Annotated in this window: 11 protein-coding genes and 1 riboswitch; of the genes, 8 read left to right on the forward strand and 3 right to left on the reverse strand. The window is 72.3% G+C overall.

What is annotated here, in order from left to right; genetic code table 11:
- Nucleotides 1–8: 8 nt before the first annotated feature.
- A complete protein-coding gene (locus tag AB852_RS17670) occupies nt 9–2,459 on the reverse strand; it encodes a DNA gyrase/topoisomerase IV subunit A (RefSeq protein WP_073789430.1) in 2,451 nt (816 codons plus the stop codon).
- A gap of 323 nt (nt 2,460–2,782) precedes the next feature.
- On the opposite strand from AB852_RS17670, the gene AB852_RS17675 reads away from it, so the two are divergent.
- The 4 genes from AB852_RS17675 to AB852_RS17690 all read left to right on the forward strand — a co-directional run bounded on the left by AB852_RS17675 (nt 2,783) and on the right by AB852_RS17690 (nt 7,905).
- Entirely contained in the window at nt 2,783–4,159 is a 1,377-nt protein-coding gene (locus AB852_RS17675) for a M16 family metallopeptidase (RefSeq protein ID WP_245876846.1), read from the forward strand.
- A gap of 20 nt (nt 4,160–4,179) precedes the next feature.
- On the forward strand, nt 4,180–5,550 hold the full coding sequence (locus tag AB852_RS17680; protein ID WP_073790385.1) for a M16 family metallopeptidase: 1,371 nt from the start codon (nt 4,180–4,182) through the stop codon (nt 5,548–5,550).
- Between the two features lie 394 nt (nt 5,551–5,944).
- Nucleotides 5,945–6,108: riboswitch (cyclic di-AMP (ydaO/yuaA leader) on the forward strand.
- A gap of 13 nt (nt 6,109–6,121) precedes the next feature.
- On the forward strand, nt 6,122–6,910 hold the full coding sequence (locus tag AB852_RS17685; protein ID WP_073789435.1) for a M23 family metallopeptidase: 789 nt from the start codon (nt 6,122–6,124) through the stop codon (nt 6,908–6,910).
- A 290-nt stretch (nt 6,911–7,200) separates the two neighbouring features.
- Nucleotides 7,201–7,905 carry a GntR family transcriptional regulator gene (locus AB852_RS17690; protein ID WP_073789438.1) on the forward strand — a complete coding sequence of 235 codons (705 nt, stop codon included), beginning with the start codon at nt 7,201–7,203 and terminating at the stop codon, nt 7,903–7,905.
- A 267-nt stretch (nt 7,906–8,172) separates the two neighbouring features.
- On the opposite strand, the gene AB852_RS17695 is transcribed toward AB852_RS17690, so the two are convergent.
- Complete coding sequence (locus tag AB852_RS17695) at nt 8,173–8,454, reverse strand: HPr family phosphocarrier protein (protein WP_073789440.1); 282 nt, start codon at nt 8,452–8,454, stop codon at nt 8,173–8,175.
- 349 nt (nt 8,455–8,803) lie between these two features.
- Here AB852_RS17695 and AB852_RS17700 point away from each other — a divergent pair, with 349 nt between their 5' ends.
- The 4 genes from AB852_RS17700 to AB852_RS17715 all read left to right on the forward strand — a co-directional run bounded on the left by AB852_RS17700 (nt 8,804) and on the right by AB852_RS17715 (nt 14,391).
- Nucleotides 8,804–11,686: a bifunctional acetate--CoA ligase family protein/GNAT family N-acetyltransferase gene (locus AB852_RS17700; protein ID WP_073789442.1), complete on the forward strand. Its 2,883-nt coding sequence runs from the start codon at nt 8,804–8,806 to the stop codon at nt 11,684–11,686.
- Nucleotides 11,687–11,861: 175 nt separating this feature from the next.
- A complete protein-coding gene (locus tag AB852_RS17705; RefSeq protein WP_073789444.1) occupies nt 11,862–12,449 on the forward strand; it encodes a DUF5998 family protein in 588 nt (195 codons plus the stop codon).
- Nucleotides 12,449–13,636, forward strand: a complete 1,188-nt coding sequence (locus AB852_RS17710; RefSeq protein ID WP_073789446.1) for an alkaline phosphatase family protein — start codon at nt 12,449–12,451, stop codon at nt 13,634–13,636. The genes AB852_RS17705 and AB852_RS17710 overlap by 1 nt, the downstream gene beginning before the upstream one ends.
- Before the next feature lie 95 nt (nt 13,637–13,731).
- Nucleotides 13,732–14,391: a thymidine kinase gene (locus AB852_RS17715; protein WP_073789448.1), complete on the forward strand. Its 660-nt coding sequence runs from the start codon at nt 13,732–13,734 to the stop codon at nt 14,389–14,391.
- 153 nt (nt 14,392–14,544) lie between these two features.
- On the opposite strand, the gene AB852_RS17720 is transcribed toward AB852_RS17715, so the two are convergent.
- On the reverse strand, nt 14,545–15,348 hold the full coding sequence (locus tag AB852_RS17720; RefSeq protein WP_073789451.1) for a VOC family protein: 804 nt from the start codon (nt 15,346–15,348) through the stop codon (nt 14,545–14,547).
- Between the last annotated feature and the right edge of the window lie 10 nt (nt 15,349–15,358).

Consider the following 15,358-nt stretch of genomic DNA (forward strand, 5'->3'; position numbering starts at 1 on the left):
GCGGGCCGTCACACCGGGCCCGCGACCACCGAGACCGTCCTGCCGAGGGGCAGTCCGGAACCGTCCCGTCTCGGGTCCGGCTCCGGCATGTCCACCGGAGTGCCGTTCTTCTGCGCCGCGCGGGGGGGCGCCGCGCCCGCCCACGCCAGACTCAGACAGTCCTCGCCCTTCAGGAACCGCTGGCAGCGCACACCGCCCGTGGCACGGCCCTTGCGCGGGTACTGGTCGAACGGCGTCAGCTTCGCCGTCGTCTGCACCGAGTCGTCCAGCGTGCCGCGTGAACCGGCGACCGTGAAGACCACCGCGTCGACCGCGGGGTCGACCGCGGTGAACGAGATCACCTTGGCGCCGTCCGTGAGCTTGATGCCCGCCATGCCTCCGGCGGGACGGCCCTGGGGACGCACCTGGGACGCCTGGAAGCGCAGCAACTGCGCGTCGTCCGTGATGAAGACGAGATCCTCCTCGCCGGTACGCAGCTCCACCGCCCCGACGATCCGGTCACCGTCACGCAGGGCGATGACCTCCAACTCGTCCTTGTTCGTCGGATAGTCCGGCACCACACGCTTCACGACACCCTGGGCGGTGCCGATCGCCAGACCCGGTGACGCCTCGTCGAGCGTCGTCAGACAGACGACCGTCTCGTCACCCTCCAGGGTGAGGAACTCGGCGATCGGCGCGCCGCCCGACAGCACGGGCGCCGAAGCGGTGCCCGGAAGCTGTGGCAGATCGACCACCGCGATCCGCAGCAGCCGCCCCGTGGAGGTGACCGCGCCGACCTCCCCGCGCGCGGTGGCGGGCACCGCGGACACGATCACGTCGTGCTTCACCCGGCGACCGCCGTCCTCCGAGGACGTCTCGCCGTCGGCCGTACGCGCCAGCAGGCCCGTGGACGACATCAGGACACGGCACGGGTCGTCCGCGACCTGGAGCGGCACCGTGGCCGCGGGGGTGCCGGAGGACTCCAGCAGGACCGTGCGCCGGTCGGTGCCGAACTTCTTCGCCACCGCGGCCAGCTCACCGGAGACCAGCTTGCGCAGCTCGGCGTCCGAGTCAAGGATGCGCGTCAGCTCGGCGATCTCCGCGTTCAGCCGGTCGCGCTCGGACTCCAGCTCGATCCGGTCGAATTTGGTCAGCCGGCGCAGCGGGGTGTCCAGGATGTACTGCGTCTGGATCTCGCTCAGCGAGAACCGCTCGATCAGCCGCTCCTTGGCCTGCGCCGAGTTGTCGCTGGACCGGATCACCCGGATGACCTCGTCGATGTCGACGAGGGCCACCAGCAGACCCTCCACCAGATGCAGCCGGTCGCGGCGCTTGGCGCGGCGGAACTCGCTGCGGCGGCGCACCACGGTGAAGCGGTGGTCCAGATAGACCTCCAGCAGCTCCTTCAGACCCAGGGTCAGGGGCTGGCCGTCCACCAGGGCGACGTTGTTGATGCCGAAGGACTCCTCCATCGGCGTCAGCTTGTAGAGCTGCTCCAGGACGGCCTCCGGGACGAAGCCGTTCTTGATCTCGATCACCAGCCGCAGACCGTGCGCACGGTCCGTGAGGTCCTTGACGTCCGCGATGCCCTGGAGCTTCTTCGACCCGACCAGGTCCTTGATCTTGGCGATCACCTTCTCGGGACCGACCGAGAACGGCAGCTCCGTCACCACGAGACCCTTGCGGCGCGCCGTCACCGCCTCCACGGAGACGGTCGCACGGATCTTGAACGTGCCCCGCCCCGTCTCGTAGGCGTCCCGTACCCCCGAGAGGCCGACGATCCGGCCACCCGTCGGCAGATCGGGGCCCGGGACGTGCTTCATCAACGTCTCCAGGTCGGCGCCCGGATAGCGGATGAGGTGCCGTGCCGCGGCGATGACCTCGCCCAGGTTGTGCGGCGGCATGTTCGTCGCCATGCCGACGGCGATCCCTGACGAGCCGTTCACCAGGAGGTTGGGATAGGCGGCCGGGAGAGCCACCGGCTCCTGCTCCTGGCCGTCGTAGTTCGGCGAGAAATCGACGGTGTCCTCGTCGATGGACTCCGTCATCAACGTGGCGGCGTCGGCCATCCGGCACTCCGTGTACCGCATCGCGGCCGGAGGGTCGTCATTGCCCAGGGAACCGAAGTTGCCATGGCCGTCGATCAGGGGCACCCGCATCGAGAACGGCTGCGCCATCCTCACCAGCGCGTCGTAGATCGACGCGTCACCGTGTGGGTGCAGCTTGCCCATGACCTCGCCGACGACCCGGGCGCACTTCACATAGCCGCGGTCCGGGCGCAGGCCCATCTCGTTCATCTGATAGACGATCCGGCGCTGTACCGGCTTCATACCGTCACGTGCGTCCGGCAGGGCACGTGAGTAGATCACGGAGTACGCGTACTCAAGGAAGGAGCCCTGCATCTCGTCGACGACGTCGATGTCGAGGATCTTCTCCTCGAAATCGTCGGGCGGCGGGGTTTTCGTGCTGCGGCGGGCCATCGCTGCTGCGGCTCCTTCACAGTGTGTGCCAGGGCATCGAACGGGAACGGACGCGGACCATTGTGGCCCGACGCACCGACAACGCGGACCGCGACCCGTCCGTACGGTGTGTGCGACGGCCGTCGGACGGACCCGCGGACGGGCCCCGGCGACGTGTTCCGCCGCCTCGCGCGGCCGGCGCGCGGCGGGGACGGCACGATCCGCGCCGCTCGCTCACGGCGTAGCCGGGCCGGGAACTTCGCCAGGTGTCAGCACGCTTGCATACAGTGGCAGAACCGGCAGGAACTTCTTCTGTTTCCGCGATCGAAGGGACGTACATGCCCATGGGTCACACGGCCACGCAGGCCGGCTCCGGCGGCCTGACAGCGACCGAGCACCGCCTGGACAACGGCTTGCGGGTGGTGCTCTCCGAGGACCACCTGACCCCGGTCGCCGCTGTCTGCCTCTGGTACGACGTCGGCTCACGCCACGAGGTCAAGGGCCGTACCGGCCTGGCTCACCTTTTCGAGCACCTCATGTTCCAGGGGTCGAAGCAGGTGGGCGGCAACGGCCACTTCGAACTGGTCCAGGGCGCCGGCGGCTCCCTCAACGGCACCACCAGCTTCGAGCGGACCAACTACTTCGAGACCATGCCCGCGCACCAGCTGGAGCTGGCGCTGTGGCTGGAGGCCGACCGGATGGGCTCACTGCTCGCCGCGCTCGACCTGGAGTCCCTCGACAACCAGCGTGACGTCGTCAAGAACGAACGGCGTCAGCGCTACGACAACGTGCCCTACGGCACCGCGTTCGAGAAGCTCACCGCCCTCTCCTACCCGGAGGGCCACCCGTACCACCACACGCCCATCGGCTCGATGGCCGACCTGGACGCGGCGACCCTGGAGGACGCCCGCGCCTTCTTCCGCACCTACTACGCGCCGAACAACGCGGTGCTGTCGGTCGTCGGGGACATCAATCCGGAGGAGACCCTGGCCTGGGTCGAGAAGTACTTCGGCTCCATCCCGGGTCACGACGGCAAGCCCGCCCCCCGGGACGGCGCGCTGCCCGACACCATCGGTGAGCAGCTGCGCGAGGTCGTCGAGGAGGAGGTGCCCTCGCGCGCGCTGATGGCCGCCTACCGGCTCCCGGAGGACGGCACGCGCGCGTGCGACGCCGCCGACCTGGCGCTCACCGTCCTCGGCGGCGGCGAGTCCTCACGCCTGTACAACCGCCTCGTGCGCCGCGACCGCAGTGCGGTGGCCGCCGGATTCGGGCTGCTGCGTCTCGCGGGCGCCCCCTCGCTCGGCTGGCTGGACGTGAAGACGTCCGCGGGTGTCGAGGTCCCGGACATCGAGTCCGCCGTCGACGAGGAGCTGGCCCGCTTCGCACAGGACGGGCCCACCCCGGAGGAGATGGAGCGCGCCCAGGCGCAGCTGGAGCGCGAGTGGCTGGACCGGCTCGGGACGGTCGCGGGACGCGCCGACGAACTGTGCCGGTACGCGGTGCTGTTCGGTGACCCGCAGCTCGCCCTGACGGCCGTCCAGCGCGTGCTGGACGTCACCGCCGAGGAGGTCCGCGAGATCGCCGGGGCACGGCTGCGCCCCGACAACCGCGCGGTGCTCGTGTACGAACCCACCGACCAGGGCGACCAGGACGAGGCCGCCGACACCCCCGAACCCGCCGCCGCGGCCGGCGGACACGCAGACGAGGAGGCCGCCAAGTGACCACCCAGCCCACCGTGACCATGGACTTCCATCCTCAGCCGCAGGCCGGCGAGGCCAAGCCGTGGGCCTTCCCGGCGCCCACCCGCGCGACCCTCGGCAACGGCCTGACCGTGCTGCGCTGCGACCGTCCCGGTCAGCAGGTCGTCGCGGTGGAGATCCTGCTCGACAGCCCGCTGGACGCCGAACCGGCCGGACTCGACGGTGTCGCCACCATCATGGCGCGTGCCTTCTCCGAGGGCACCGACAAGCACTCGGCGGAGGAGTTCGCCGCGGAGCTGGAGCGCTGCGGCGCCACCCTCGACGCCCATGCCGACCATCCCTGTGTGCGGGTCTCCCTCGAAGTGCCCGTCTCCCGGCTGCCGAAGGCCCTCGGGCTGCTCGCGGACGCCCTGCGCGCGCCCGCCTTCGCGGACAGCGAGGTCGAGCGCCTGGTCCGCAACCGCCTGGACGAGATCCCGCACGAGTCGGCCAACCCGGCCCGCCGCGCGGCGAAGGAGCTGTACAAGCGGCTCTTCCCGGCCGAGGTACGGATGTCCCGGCCGCGGCAGGGCACCGAGGAGACCGTCTCGGCGATCGACTCGGCGGCCGTCCGCGCGTTCTACGAGCGGCATGTGCGGCCCGCCACCGCGACGGCCGTCATCGTCGGGGACTTCACCGGTGTCGACGTGGACGAGGTCCTCACGGACACCCTCGGCGCCTGGACGGGCGGTCAGGCCGAGCCCCGGCCCGTGCCCCCGGTGTCCGCCGACGACACCGGGCGGGTCTTCATCGTGGACCGTCCCGGAGCGGTCCAGACCCAGGTCCTCATCGGCCGGGTCGGCGCCGACCGGCACGACCGTGTGTGGCCCGCGCAGGTCCTCGGCACGTACTGCCTGGGCGGCACCCTCACCTCGCGGCTGGACCGGGTCCTGCGCGAGGAGAAGGGCTACACCTACGGGGTGCGGGCCTTCGCGCAGGTGCTGCGGTCGACGGCGGACGGATCGGGCGCGGCGATGCTCGGCATCTCCGGTTCCGTCGACACGGGCTCCACCGGCCCGGCGCTCGACGACCTCTGGAAGGTCCTGCGCACCCTCGCGCGGGAGGGCCTGACGGACCCCGAGCGGGATGTCGCCGTGCAGAACCTCGTCGGGGTCGCCCCGCTCAAGTACGAGACGGCCGCGGCCGTCGCGGCCACCCTCGCCGACCAGGTCGAGCAGGAGCTCCCGGACGACTTCCAGGCGCAGCTCTACCAGCGGCTCGCCGCGACCGGCACCGTGGAGGCCACCGCGGCCGTCGTGAACGCCTTCCCGGTGGACCGTCTGGTGACCGTCCTCGTCGGGGACGCGGCGCAGATCGAGGAGCCCGTGAAGGCCCTCGGCCTCGGCGAAGTGACCGTGGTCGGCGGCCAGTAGTCCGCCCGCTTTCCGTGTCACCCCGGCCCCCGGCCGGTCGGCCCGTCCGACCGGCCGGGGGCCGTCGTACCCCGCCGTGAGCCGCCCCACGGACTCGCGTGGGGGCCGACGCCGGGATCGAGGTCCGCCAATCCGACCGCCGCCCCACGGGCGTGTGTGGGGGCGGTGCCGCGTTCCCGCGCGCCTTGGCGCCGCCTCATCCGCCGTCAGGAACCGGCCACCGCGCCCCGGTCCGGCGCGTCCGGCAACGACTCCTTTGTCCTGAAACCGGTGCGCTGCCCCGTCCCGGGTGTGGCGTGCGCTACAAAATCGATGATTCGTTTGTCGATCGAAAGATCCTCCCCTTAGCGTCGGTCCGGCTGTTCGTCGTGCAGTACGCCGCACCCGCGGCAGCGGGCAGTCATCGCCGAGTCCCCGTACGGCGCGAGCCAGGGGAGCCGGGGACCCAACCGTCCCTGGGGTGAATCGGACGCCCGTCGCCTCGCGCGGAGGGGGCCCGTAGGAGACCTTCCTGCTCCGAACCCGTCAGCTAACCCGGTAGGCGAGAAGGAAGGAAAGGACCACCCACTCCATGGCGTTCACCCGCGCCACCGGGAAGCACCGCCGTCCGAGCAGAATGTCGCGGACCACCGCGAACGTCGCCGGCGTCGCCACCCTCACCACCACCGGTGTCATCGGTACCCTCGCCTCCCCCGCGCTCGCCGCGGAGGACACCTCGCTCGAGGACACGGGCCTCACCAAGACCATCTCCATCGGCGACGCGGTCGCGGGCGAGATCGACGCCCAGGCCACCGCCCAGCAGATCGCGGCCCAGGAGAGCGCCGCCAAGGAGCACGCCGAGGCGGAGGCCAAGCAGCGCGCCGCCGAGCAGAAGCGCCAGGCGGAGGCCGACGCCAAGAAGGAGCGCGAGGCACGGGAGCGCGCCGCGCGCGAGGCCGAGCGCAAGCGACTGAACACCTTCGTCAGCCCGATCGCCGGCAGCCATGTGTCCACGTCCTACGGCGCGGGCGGCGCCGTCTGGTCCTCGGGCACCCACACCGGTATCGACTTCCACGCCGAGACCGGCACCGTCGTGCAGTCCGTCGGCTACGGCACCGTCGTGGAGGCGGGCTGGGGTGGCGCGTACGGCAACAACGTCGTCATCAAGATGCACGACGGCACGTACACCCAGTACGCGCATCTGCTCTCCGTCGCCGTACAGGCCGGCCAAGCCGTCACCACGGGTCAGCAGATAGGCATCTCCGGCGCCACCGGCAACGTCACCGGGTCGCACCTCCACTTCGAGGCCCGCGCCACCGCCGACTACGGTTCCGACCTCGACCCGCTCGCCTATCTGCGCGGACACGGCGTCAACCTCTGAGCGCGCCGCCCGGCCCCCGGGGCGCGTCCGGCGGACCCGCCCCGAGGACCGGCGCACACCCCCCACGCGCGCGCATGTGACGGACGAGGGCACAGGGACGACCTCCCGTCGCGCACCCCCCGAAAGCCCCGGCTCCACGCCGGGGCTTTTCGCTGTCCCGTACCGCTTCGGTTGTCCAAAAACATCATCGGAATACCGTGCGCCGTCGGAAATCGCCGCGCGCTGCAATAGAGTCTCCGGATCAGCGGCGATCGACCGCGACTCGCGGTGATTCAGGCGGAGGTCCGGTCATGCGTATTCCCGCGCACTCGGTATGCACGGCCATCCGGGACGACATCATCAGCGGCGCGCTGGAACGCGGCAGCAGACTCACCGAGGAGGTCCTCGCCCGCCGCTACGGTGTCTCCCGCGTCCCGGTGCGCGAGGCGCTGCGCACCCTGGAGGCGGAGGGGTTCGTGGTGGCGCGGCGCCACGCGGGCGCCTGCGTCGCCGAACCGACCGTCCAGGAGGCCGCGGACCTGCTGGACGCCCGCGCGCTCCTGGAGCCGCTGGGGGCCGCCCGCGCGGCCCAGCGCCGGACCGACGCGCATCTGAAGGTGCTGCGCGGACTCGTGAAGCTCGGCCAGGACCGGGCCAGAAGCGGGACCAGCGACGATCTGCGGGCCCTGGACGGCTGGTTCCACGAGACCCTCGCCCAGGCGTCCGCCAGCCATCCCCTGACCTCGCTGCTCACCCAGCTGCGGCACAAGATCGCCTGGATGTACGTGGTCGAGCCCGCCGCGTACCCCGCCGAGACCTGGACGGAGCACGGCGCGATCGTCGACGCGGTGGCCCGCGGTGACGCCGAGCGGGCCCGCGCGCTGATGGCCGCGCACACCGAACGCGCCGCCTCCGCGTACCACCGGCGGGTCCCGGGCCGCCCGGAGCCCCGCAACCGCTCCCGGCTGTCGCCGCACCCGCAACATCCCGTACACACAACAGGCGGCCTTCGGTAACAAAGCGGCCTTATACAGGGAAGCGCAATTCCGGAAGCGGTATTCACATGGACCGTGAGAATGCGGATCCGGTCCGACGGTGCGAAATCGCCGTGCCCATTTCCGGTGAATTCCTGATGGTGCGATCGGTGTCGGTATTTGTTGTGGCGCGGTTATGGACGCGTGCCGGCAGGGCCCCGGGGCGGCAGCAGGGCGACGAAAAGGGCGATGCCCGCTGTCGCGGACATCGCCCTGTGCTCACCGTGACCGGGGTCGCACGCTCCCGGTTCAGACGGTCTCGGGGAGCTCGTCCAGACCCTCGGCGACCAGCTTCGCGAGCCGGTCCAGCGCCGCGTCCGCGCCGTCCGCGCCGGATGTCAGGACGACCTCCTCGCCGCCCTGGGCGCCGAGGCCGAGCACCGCGAGCATGGAGGCGGCGTTCACCGGGTCGCCGTCGCCCTTGGCGATCGTCACCGGGACGCCGGCAGCGGAGGCCGCACGGACGAAGATGGAGGCGGGACGGGCGTGGAGACCCTCGGCCCAGCCGACGTTGACGCGGCGCTCAGCCATGTGATGCCCTTCGGGTGCTCAAGGTTGCGATTCGCTGTGCATGGTTGTCTAGACCAGTGTCCCACAGCGGGGTACGCCGACCCCGGGCCGACCGGGCCGCGTGTCCGTGTCCGCTTCACCTGAGGGGGCCACCTCCGGGCCGCGCCCGCCCCACCTGCGGGCCCCCTCCCGGGCCGCGTCGCCCCCCGGCCGGGAGATCCACGCCGGACCCCCTCCGCTCCGCCCCCCAAGCCTTCCCCGCACCCCCTCGCGCCCCGCGCTGAGGCCCGCCCGGCCCGCCCCGCCGACCGCCGGAAGCCCTCGGCCTCCGCCCCGCGCCCGACCGGGGCGCGACCCGTACGCTGGCCCCATGCAGACCCCGTCGGACCGGCATGAGTACCCCGCGCACTGGGAGGCCGACGTGGTGCTGCGCGACGGCGGCACCGCCCGGATCAGACCGATCACCGTGGATGACGCCGACCGGCTGGTCAGCTTCTACGAACACGTCTCCGACGAATCGAAGTACTACCGCTTCTTCGCGCCCTACCCGAGGCTGTCCGACAAGGACGTGCACCGCTTCACCCACCACGACTTCGTGGACCGGGTGGGCCTCGCCGCGACCATCGGCGGCGAGTTCATCGCCACCGTGCGCTACGACCGCATCGACGCCGTCGGACGGCCCGCGACCGCCCCCGCCGACGAGGCCGAGGTCGCGTTCCTGGTGCAGGACGCCCACCAGGGGCGCGGGGTGGCCTCCGCGCTGCTCGAACACATCGCCGCCGTCGCACGGGAACGCGACATCAGACGCTTCGCCGCCGAGGTGCTCCCCGCCAACACCAAAATGATCAAGGTCTTCACGGACGCCGGCTACCAGCAGAAGCGCAGCTTCGAGGACGGCGTGGTCCGGCTGGAGTTCGACCTGGAGCCGACGGAGGCGTCCGTCGCCGTGCAGCGGGCCCGGGAACAGCGCGCCGAGGCCCACTCCGTGCAGCGGCTGCTGCGCCCCGGTTCCGTCGCCGTCGTGGGCGCCGGACGGGCTCCCGGAGGCGTCGGCCGCACCCTCCTCGGTAATCTGGTCGCCGCCGGATTCACCGGCCCCCTGCACGCGGTCAACCGGGCCTTCCCCGAGGACCTCGCGGAACTCGACGGCGTACCCGCCCACCGGTCCGTCGCGGACATCCCGGGCGGAGTCGACCTGGCCGTCGTGGCCGTGCCCGCCGAACATGTCCCCGCCGTGGTCGACGAGTGCGGGGCGCACGGCGTGCGAGGACTCGTCGTGGTCTCCGCCGGTTACGCCGACCAGGGCGAGGAAGGCAGGGCGCGGCAGCGCGCGCTGGTGCGCCAGGCACGCTCGTACGGCATGCGGATCATCGGCCCCAACGCCTTCGGCGTCATCAACACCTCCCCTGCCACCAGCCTCAACGCCTCCCTCGCGCCGGAACTGCCGAGGCCCGGCCGGATCGGCATGTTCGCCCAGTCCGGCGCGATCGGTATCGCCCTGCTGTCCCGGCTGCACCGCCGGGGCGGCGCCGTGACCGGCGCGCACGGCGTGTCCACGTTCGTCTCGGCGGGCAACCGCGCGGACGTGTCCGGCAACGACGTGCTCCAGTACTGGTACGACGACCCCGACACCGACGTCGCCCTGATGTACCTCGAATCCATCGGCAACCCGCGCAAGTTCACCCGGCTCGCCCGGCGCACCGCCGCCACCAAGCCCCTGGTCGTCGTCCAGGGCGCCCGCCACAGCGGGGTGGCGCCCCTCGGGCACGCGGTGCCCGTGACCCGGCTGCCGCACGCCACGGTGTCGGACCTGCTGCGGCAGGCCGGTGTCATCCGGGTCGACACCATCACCGAACTCGTCGACGTGGGCCTCATGCTCGCCGGTCAGCCGCTGCCCGAAGGGCCACGGGTCGCCATCCTCGGGAACTCCGAGTCGCTGGGCCTGCTCACGTACGACGCCTGCCTGTCCGAGGGCCTGCGCCCGCTCGGGCCGCTGGACCTCGGCACGGCCGCCACCCCCGACGACTTCCGGGACGCGCTGGGCCGGGCCCTCGCCGACCGGACCTGCGACGCCGTGATCGTCACGGCGATCCCCCGGGTCGGTGAGGGGCAGGGCACCGACGAGGACCTCGCCGACGCCCTGCGCGCCGCCGCCTCGGCCCATCCGGCGAAGCCGGTCGCCGTGGCCCATGTGGAACTCGGCGGACTCGCGGAAGCCCTCTCGGAGGCCGTCGGGACGGGACCGGGTGCCGACGACGCCCAGGCCCGGCCCCGCACCCCCGCCCCGCACGCGGCACCCGCGCCCCGCCCCGCCTCCGCCGAAGCCCCCACACCGGCCGCAGCACCCGCCCCCGCCCCCGCCGAAACCCTCGCCGCGGCGGTCCGTATCCCCGCCTACCCGGCCACCGAGCGGGCCGTCCGCGCGCTCGGGGAGGCCGTGAAGTACGCCCAGTGGCGCCGGGAGGCCGCCGATCCCGGCCGGGTGCCCGAGTTCGACGGTGTCGACAGCGGTGGGGCGGCCGAACTGATCGGGACACTGCTCGGTGCCGCGGACGACGACCCGAGCGGGTTCACCCTCCCCGACGAAGCCGCCCGGGAACTGCTCGCCCGCTACGGCATCGGCGTCCACACCACGCTCCCCGCGCCCACCCCGGACGAGGCCGTGGCGGCGGCCCAGCTCCTCGGCTACCCCGTCGCGCTCAAGGCCACCGCCCCGCATCTACGCCACCGGGCCGACCTCGGCGGGGTCCGGCTCGACCTCGCCGACGAGGACCAGCTGCGCCGCTCCTACACCGAACTCTCCGACAGCTTCGGCAGGCCGACGGAGCTGCGGCCCGTCGTCCAGGCCATGGCGCCGCGCGGCGTCGACACCGTCGTCCGGGCGGTGATCGACCCGGTCGCCGGCGCGGTGCTCTCCTTCGGTCTCGCCGGAGCCGCCTCGGAACTGCTCGGGGACACCGCGCACCGGCTGATACCGGTCACCGACCGCGACGCCCGGTCGGTGGTGCGCGCCATCCGTACCGCGCCCGTCCTCTTCGGCTGGCGCGGTTCGGCGCCCGCCGACACGGACGCCCTGGAGGAACTCCTCCTACGGGTGTCCCTGCTGGTCGACGAGCACCCGGAGGTGGTCGGCATCACCCTGGAACCCGTCGTCGTCGCCCAGCACGGGCTCTCCGTCCTCAGCGCCTCCGTCCGGCTCGCGCATCCGCCCGCCCGTGACGACCTGGGACCGCGCACGCTCCCCGCGTACTGACCGCGCACGCCTCCCGCCGGGCCTGATCCGGGTCCGGCCGTCCCCACCCGGGCGCCGGCGGACCGCCTCGCGGCGAGTGGCGTGAACCTTTCCCTGTGTGGCGCCGCCCACTCCCGCCCACCAGGTCACCTCTTCGGTCACCTCAGGCACGTGCGGGGGCCGTAGGATGGGCGTCATGGCCAAGACCAGTACGACGACCCAGGGGCTGCGCACGGCGATCGAGCGCAGCGGCTACTACCCGGCTCTTGTGGCCGAGGCGGTGGAGGCCGCGGTCGGCAGCGAGCCGATCGGCTCGTACCTGGTCCACCAGGAGACCACCTTCGACGCCAACGAGGTCCGCAGGCACGTCACCGTGCTCGTCCTCACCGGTACCCGCTTCATCGTCAGCCACACCGACGAGCAGGCCGCCGACGGCACTTCCCCGACGCCGTACGCCACCACCTCCACGGAGTCCGTGAAGGTCGAGCGCATCTCCTCCGTCGTGGTCAGCCGGGTGGTCGCCAACCCGGAGGCGTACAGCCCCGGCACCCTGCCGCGCGAGGTCGTGCTGACCATCGGATGGGGCGCCGTCTCCCGGATCGAGCTGGAGCCCGCCGCGTGCGGTGACCCCAACTGCGAGGCGGACCACGGCTACACCGGGAACTCCACCGCCGACGACCTCAGCCTGCGGGTCAGCGAGGCCGGTGACGGTCTGGACGCCGTCCGCCATACGCTGGCCTTCGCCCAGGCCCTGTCCGAGGCGACCGTGGAGACCAGCCGCTGATGGCCCAGCCCGACTGGGACCCGGTGGAGCCGCTGCCCATCGGCTCCGCGCCCGTGCCCGCCTACGGCTCGGGCTCGCTGGCCGATCTGCTGCCCACCCTCGCCGCGGGAATGGGCGTCCCCGGGACGACCGCCGCGATACCGGAGCTGACCCCAGCCGACCGGAACTGCGTCTTTTTGATCGACGGGCTCGGCTGGGAACAGCTCAAGGCCCATCCCGAGGAAGCACCCTTCATGAGTGCCCTCCTCGGCAGCTCCTTCGGTGGCACCGGCCGCCCCCTCACCACCGGCTTCCCGGCCACCACCGCGACCTCGCTGGCCTCGGTGGGCACCGGACTGCCGCCCGGGGCGCACGGACTGCCCGGCTACACCGCGCGCAACCCCGAGACCGGCCAGCTGATGAACCAGCTCCGCTGGTATCCCTGGACCCCGCCGGAGGTCTGGCAGCCCTATCCGACGGTCTTCCAGCTCGCCGACCGGGCGGGCGTCCACACCGCGCAGGTCTCCGCACCGCACTTCCAGAACACCCCGCTCACCAAGATCGCCCTCAGCGGCGGCACCTTCCACGGACGGCTGACCGGCGAGGACCGGATGGACCTGGCGGCCGAGCAGCTCGCCGCGGGGGACCGCTCGCTCGTCTATACGTACTACTCCGAGGTCGACGGCAACGGACACCGCTACGGCGTGGACTCCGACGCCTGGCGCGGCCAGCTGATGTACGTCGACCGGCTGGTGCAGCGGCTGGCCGAGCAACTGCCGCCGCGCACCGCGCTCTATGTGACCGCCGACCACGGGATGCTCGACATCCCCTTCGGCCCCGAGCACCGCATCGACTTCGACGAGGACTGGGAACTGCGCGCGGGCGTCGCCCTGCTGGGCGGCGAGGGCCGCGCCCGCCATGTGTACGCCGTCCCCGGTGCCGCCTCCGATGTCCTCGCCGTATGGCGCGAGGTGCTGGGGGAGCAGTTCTGGGTGGCCGGCCGGGACGAGGCGGTCGCCGCCGGGTGGTTCGGCCCGAAGGTCGACGAGCGGGTGCTGGGACGGGTCGGTGACGTGGTGGCCGCCGCCCGCGACGACATGCTGATCATCGCGAGCGAACGCGAGCCCAAGGAATCCGTCCTGGTGGGCAACCACGGCTCCATGACCCCCGTCGAACAACTCGTCCCCCTGCTGCAAGTACGCTCCTGAGGGCCCGCGCTCCGCGCGCCGCCCGTCCCCCTGGGAACGACCGCGACCCGCGGCGGGTTCCCACGCCCCCGCCCCCGAAAGGTGCTCACCTCCCCATGTCCGAGCTGGTCTTCTTCTGCGGAACCATGGACTGCGGGAAGAGCACGCTCGCGCTCCAGATCGAGCACAACCGGTCGGCGCGCGGCCTCCAGGGAATGATCTTCACCCGCAACGACCGCGCGGGGGAGGGCAAGCTCTCCTCACGCCTGGGTCTGGTCACCGACGCGGTGGAGGTCGCCGCGGACTTCGATGTCTACGCGCATCTGATCAGCGTGCTGTCCCAGGGCAGCCGCGCCGACTACGTCATCGCCGACGAGGCGCAGTTCCTGTCCCCGGAGCAGATCGACCAGCTCGCGCGCGTGGTCGACGATCTGCGGATCGACGTCTACGCCTTCGGCATCACCACCGACTTCCGCTCCAAGCTGTTCCCCGGTTCGCAGCGTCTGGTCGAACTGGCCGACCGGGTCGAGGTCCTCCAGGTCGAGGCGCTGTGCTGGTGCGGGGCACGGGCCACGCACAACGCGCGCACCATAGGCGGACGCATGGTCGTCGAGGGCGCCCAGGTCGTCGTCGGGGACGTCAACCAGGCGGCGGACGAGGTCGGGTACGAGGTGCTGTGCCGCCGCCATCACCGGCGCCGGGCGACAGCGGCCACCGCGCGCGCGGGCGCCCTCTCCCCGGACGTACTGCCGGTGGACAGCCCAGCCGTGAACTGACCCCCGGCCGTTGAACCGGCCCCCCGGCTGGCGACCGTCCGGCCGGGAACCGCAAGGCCGCCGACCGTCAGCCCGTGAAACGACCGAACCCCGGAACGCCCATGAGCGTTCCGGGGTTCGGTCGTTTCACGGCTCAACCACCTCAGCCCGGCCTCAGCCCAGCTCGACGAGGGCGAACACTGCCCCCTCGGGGTCGGCGACGGTCGCCGCCCGTCCCTGGTCGGACGCCGCGGGCGGATGCACGACCCGGCCGCCGAGCCGGGTGACCAGCCCCACGGACGCGTCGATGTCGCTGACCCCGAACGAGGTCAGCCAGTGGGCGCCCCGGTCCCGCGGCAGGGTGCCGACACCGGTGACCGTGGCCACGGGCTTCCCGCCCAGCAGCAGGTCCAGCCGGTCGACCCCGCCCGCGGTCGGCGCGCGTTCCTCCGCGTAGCCGAACACATACCGGTAGAACGTCGCGACACTCCTGGTGTCGCGGGTGATCAGCTCGTTCCAGACGGGTGCCCCGGGCACTCCTGACACGGCCGCGCCCAGATGGGCCGCGCCCTGCCAAATCCCGAACACCGCGCCCGCCGGGTCCGACGCGATGGCCAGCCGTCCCGCGTCCGCCGCGTCCAGCGGTCCGACGGCCACCGTGCCGCCGCACACCCGCACGGTGTCGGCGGTCCGGTCCACCCGGTCCGACGCCAGATACGGTGTCCACGCCACCTGAAGACGGGCACCGCCCGGCAGTTGCCCTATTCCGGCGACCTCCTGTCCGTCCAGCAGGGCCCTCACATAGGGGCCCAGCTGCTCTGGGCCGGGACGGAACTCCCAGCCGAACAACGCTTGGTAGAACTCCTGGGTCGCGGTCATGCCGTGCGCCATCAGACTCACCCAGCAGGGTGTGCCGGGAGCGCGCCGGACCTGTTCCGCGCCGTCCCGTCGGCCGGCTTCCTGCCGTGCCTCGGTCATCGTCGGTCTC

Origin of the sequence: Streptomyces uncialis, from assembly GCF_001905345.1 — a bacterium.
Classification (GTDB): domain Bacteria; phylum Actinomycetota; class Actinomycetes; order Streptomycetales; family Streptomycetaceae; genus Streptomyces; species Streptomyces uncialis.

Excerpts from the sequence above, each read along its gene's own strand:
- AB852_RS17670 (WP_073789430.1), bottom strand. The coding sequence starts at position 2,459 with ATGGCCCGCCGCAGCACGAAAACCCCGCCGCCCGACGATTTCGAGGAG.
- AB852_RS17675 (WP_245876846.1), top strand. The coding sequence starts at position 2,783 with ATGGGTCACACGGCCACGCAGGCCGGCTCCGGCGGCCTGACAGCGACC.
- AB852_RS17680 (WP_073790385.1), top strand. The coding sequence starts at position 4,180 with ATGGACTTCCATCCTCAGCCGCAGGCCGGCGAGGCCAAGCCGTGGGCC.
- AB852_RS17685 (WP_073789435.1), top strand. The coding sequence starts at position 6,122 with ATGGCGTTCACCCGCGCCACCGGGAAGCACCGCCGTCCGAGCAGAATG.
- AB852_RS17690 (WP_073789438.1), top strand. The coding sequence starts at position 7,201 with ATGCGTATTCCCGCGCACTCGGTATGCACGGCCATCCGGGACGACATC.
- AB852_RS17695 (WP_073789440.1), bottom strand. The coding sequence starts at position 8,454 with ATGGCTGAGCGCCGCGTCAACGTCGGCTGGGCCGAGGGTCTCCACGCC.
- AB852_RS17700 (WP_073789442.1), top strand. The coding sequence starts at position 8,804 with ATGCAGACCCCGTCGGACCGGCATGAGTACCCCGCGCACTGGGAGGCC.
- AB852_RS17705 (WP_073789444.1), top strand. The coding sequence starts at position 11,862 with ATGGCCAAGACCAGTACGACGACCCAGGGGCTGCGCACGGCGATCGAG.
- AB852_RS17710 (WP_073789446.1), top strand. The coding sequence starts at position 12,449 with ATGGCCCAGCCCGACTGGGACCCGGTGGAGCCGCTGCCCATCGGCTCC.
- AB852_RS17715 (WP_073789448.1), top strand. The coding sequence starts at position 13,732 with ATGTCCGAGCTGGTCTTCTTCTGCGGAACCATGGACTGCGGGAAGAGC.
- AB852_RS17720 (WP_073789451.1), bottom strand. The coding sequence starts at position 15,348 with ATGACCGAGGCACGGCAGGAAGCCGGCCGACGGGACGGCGCGGAACAG.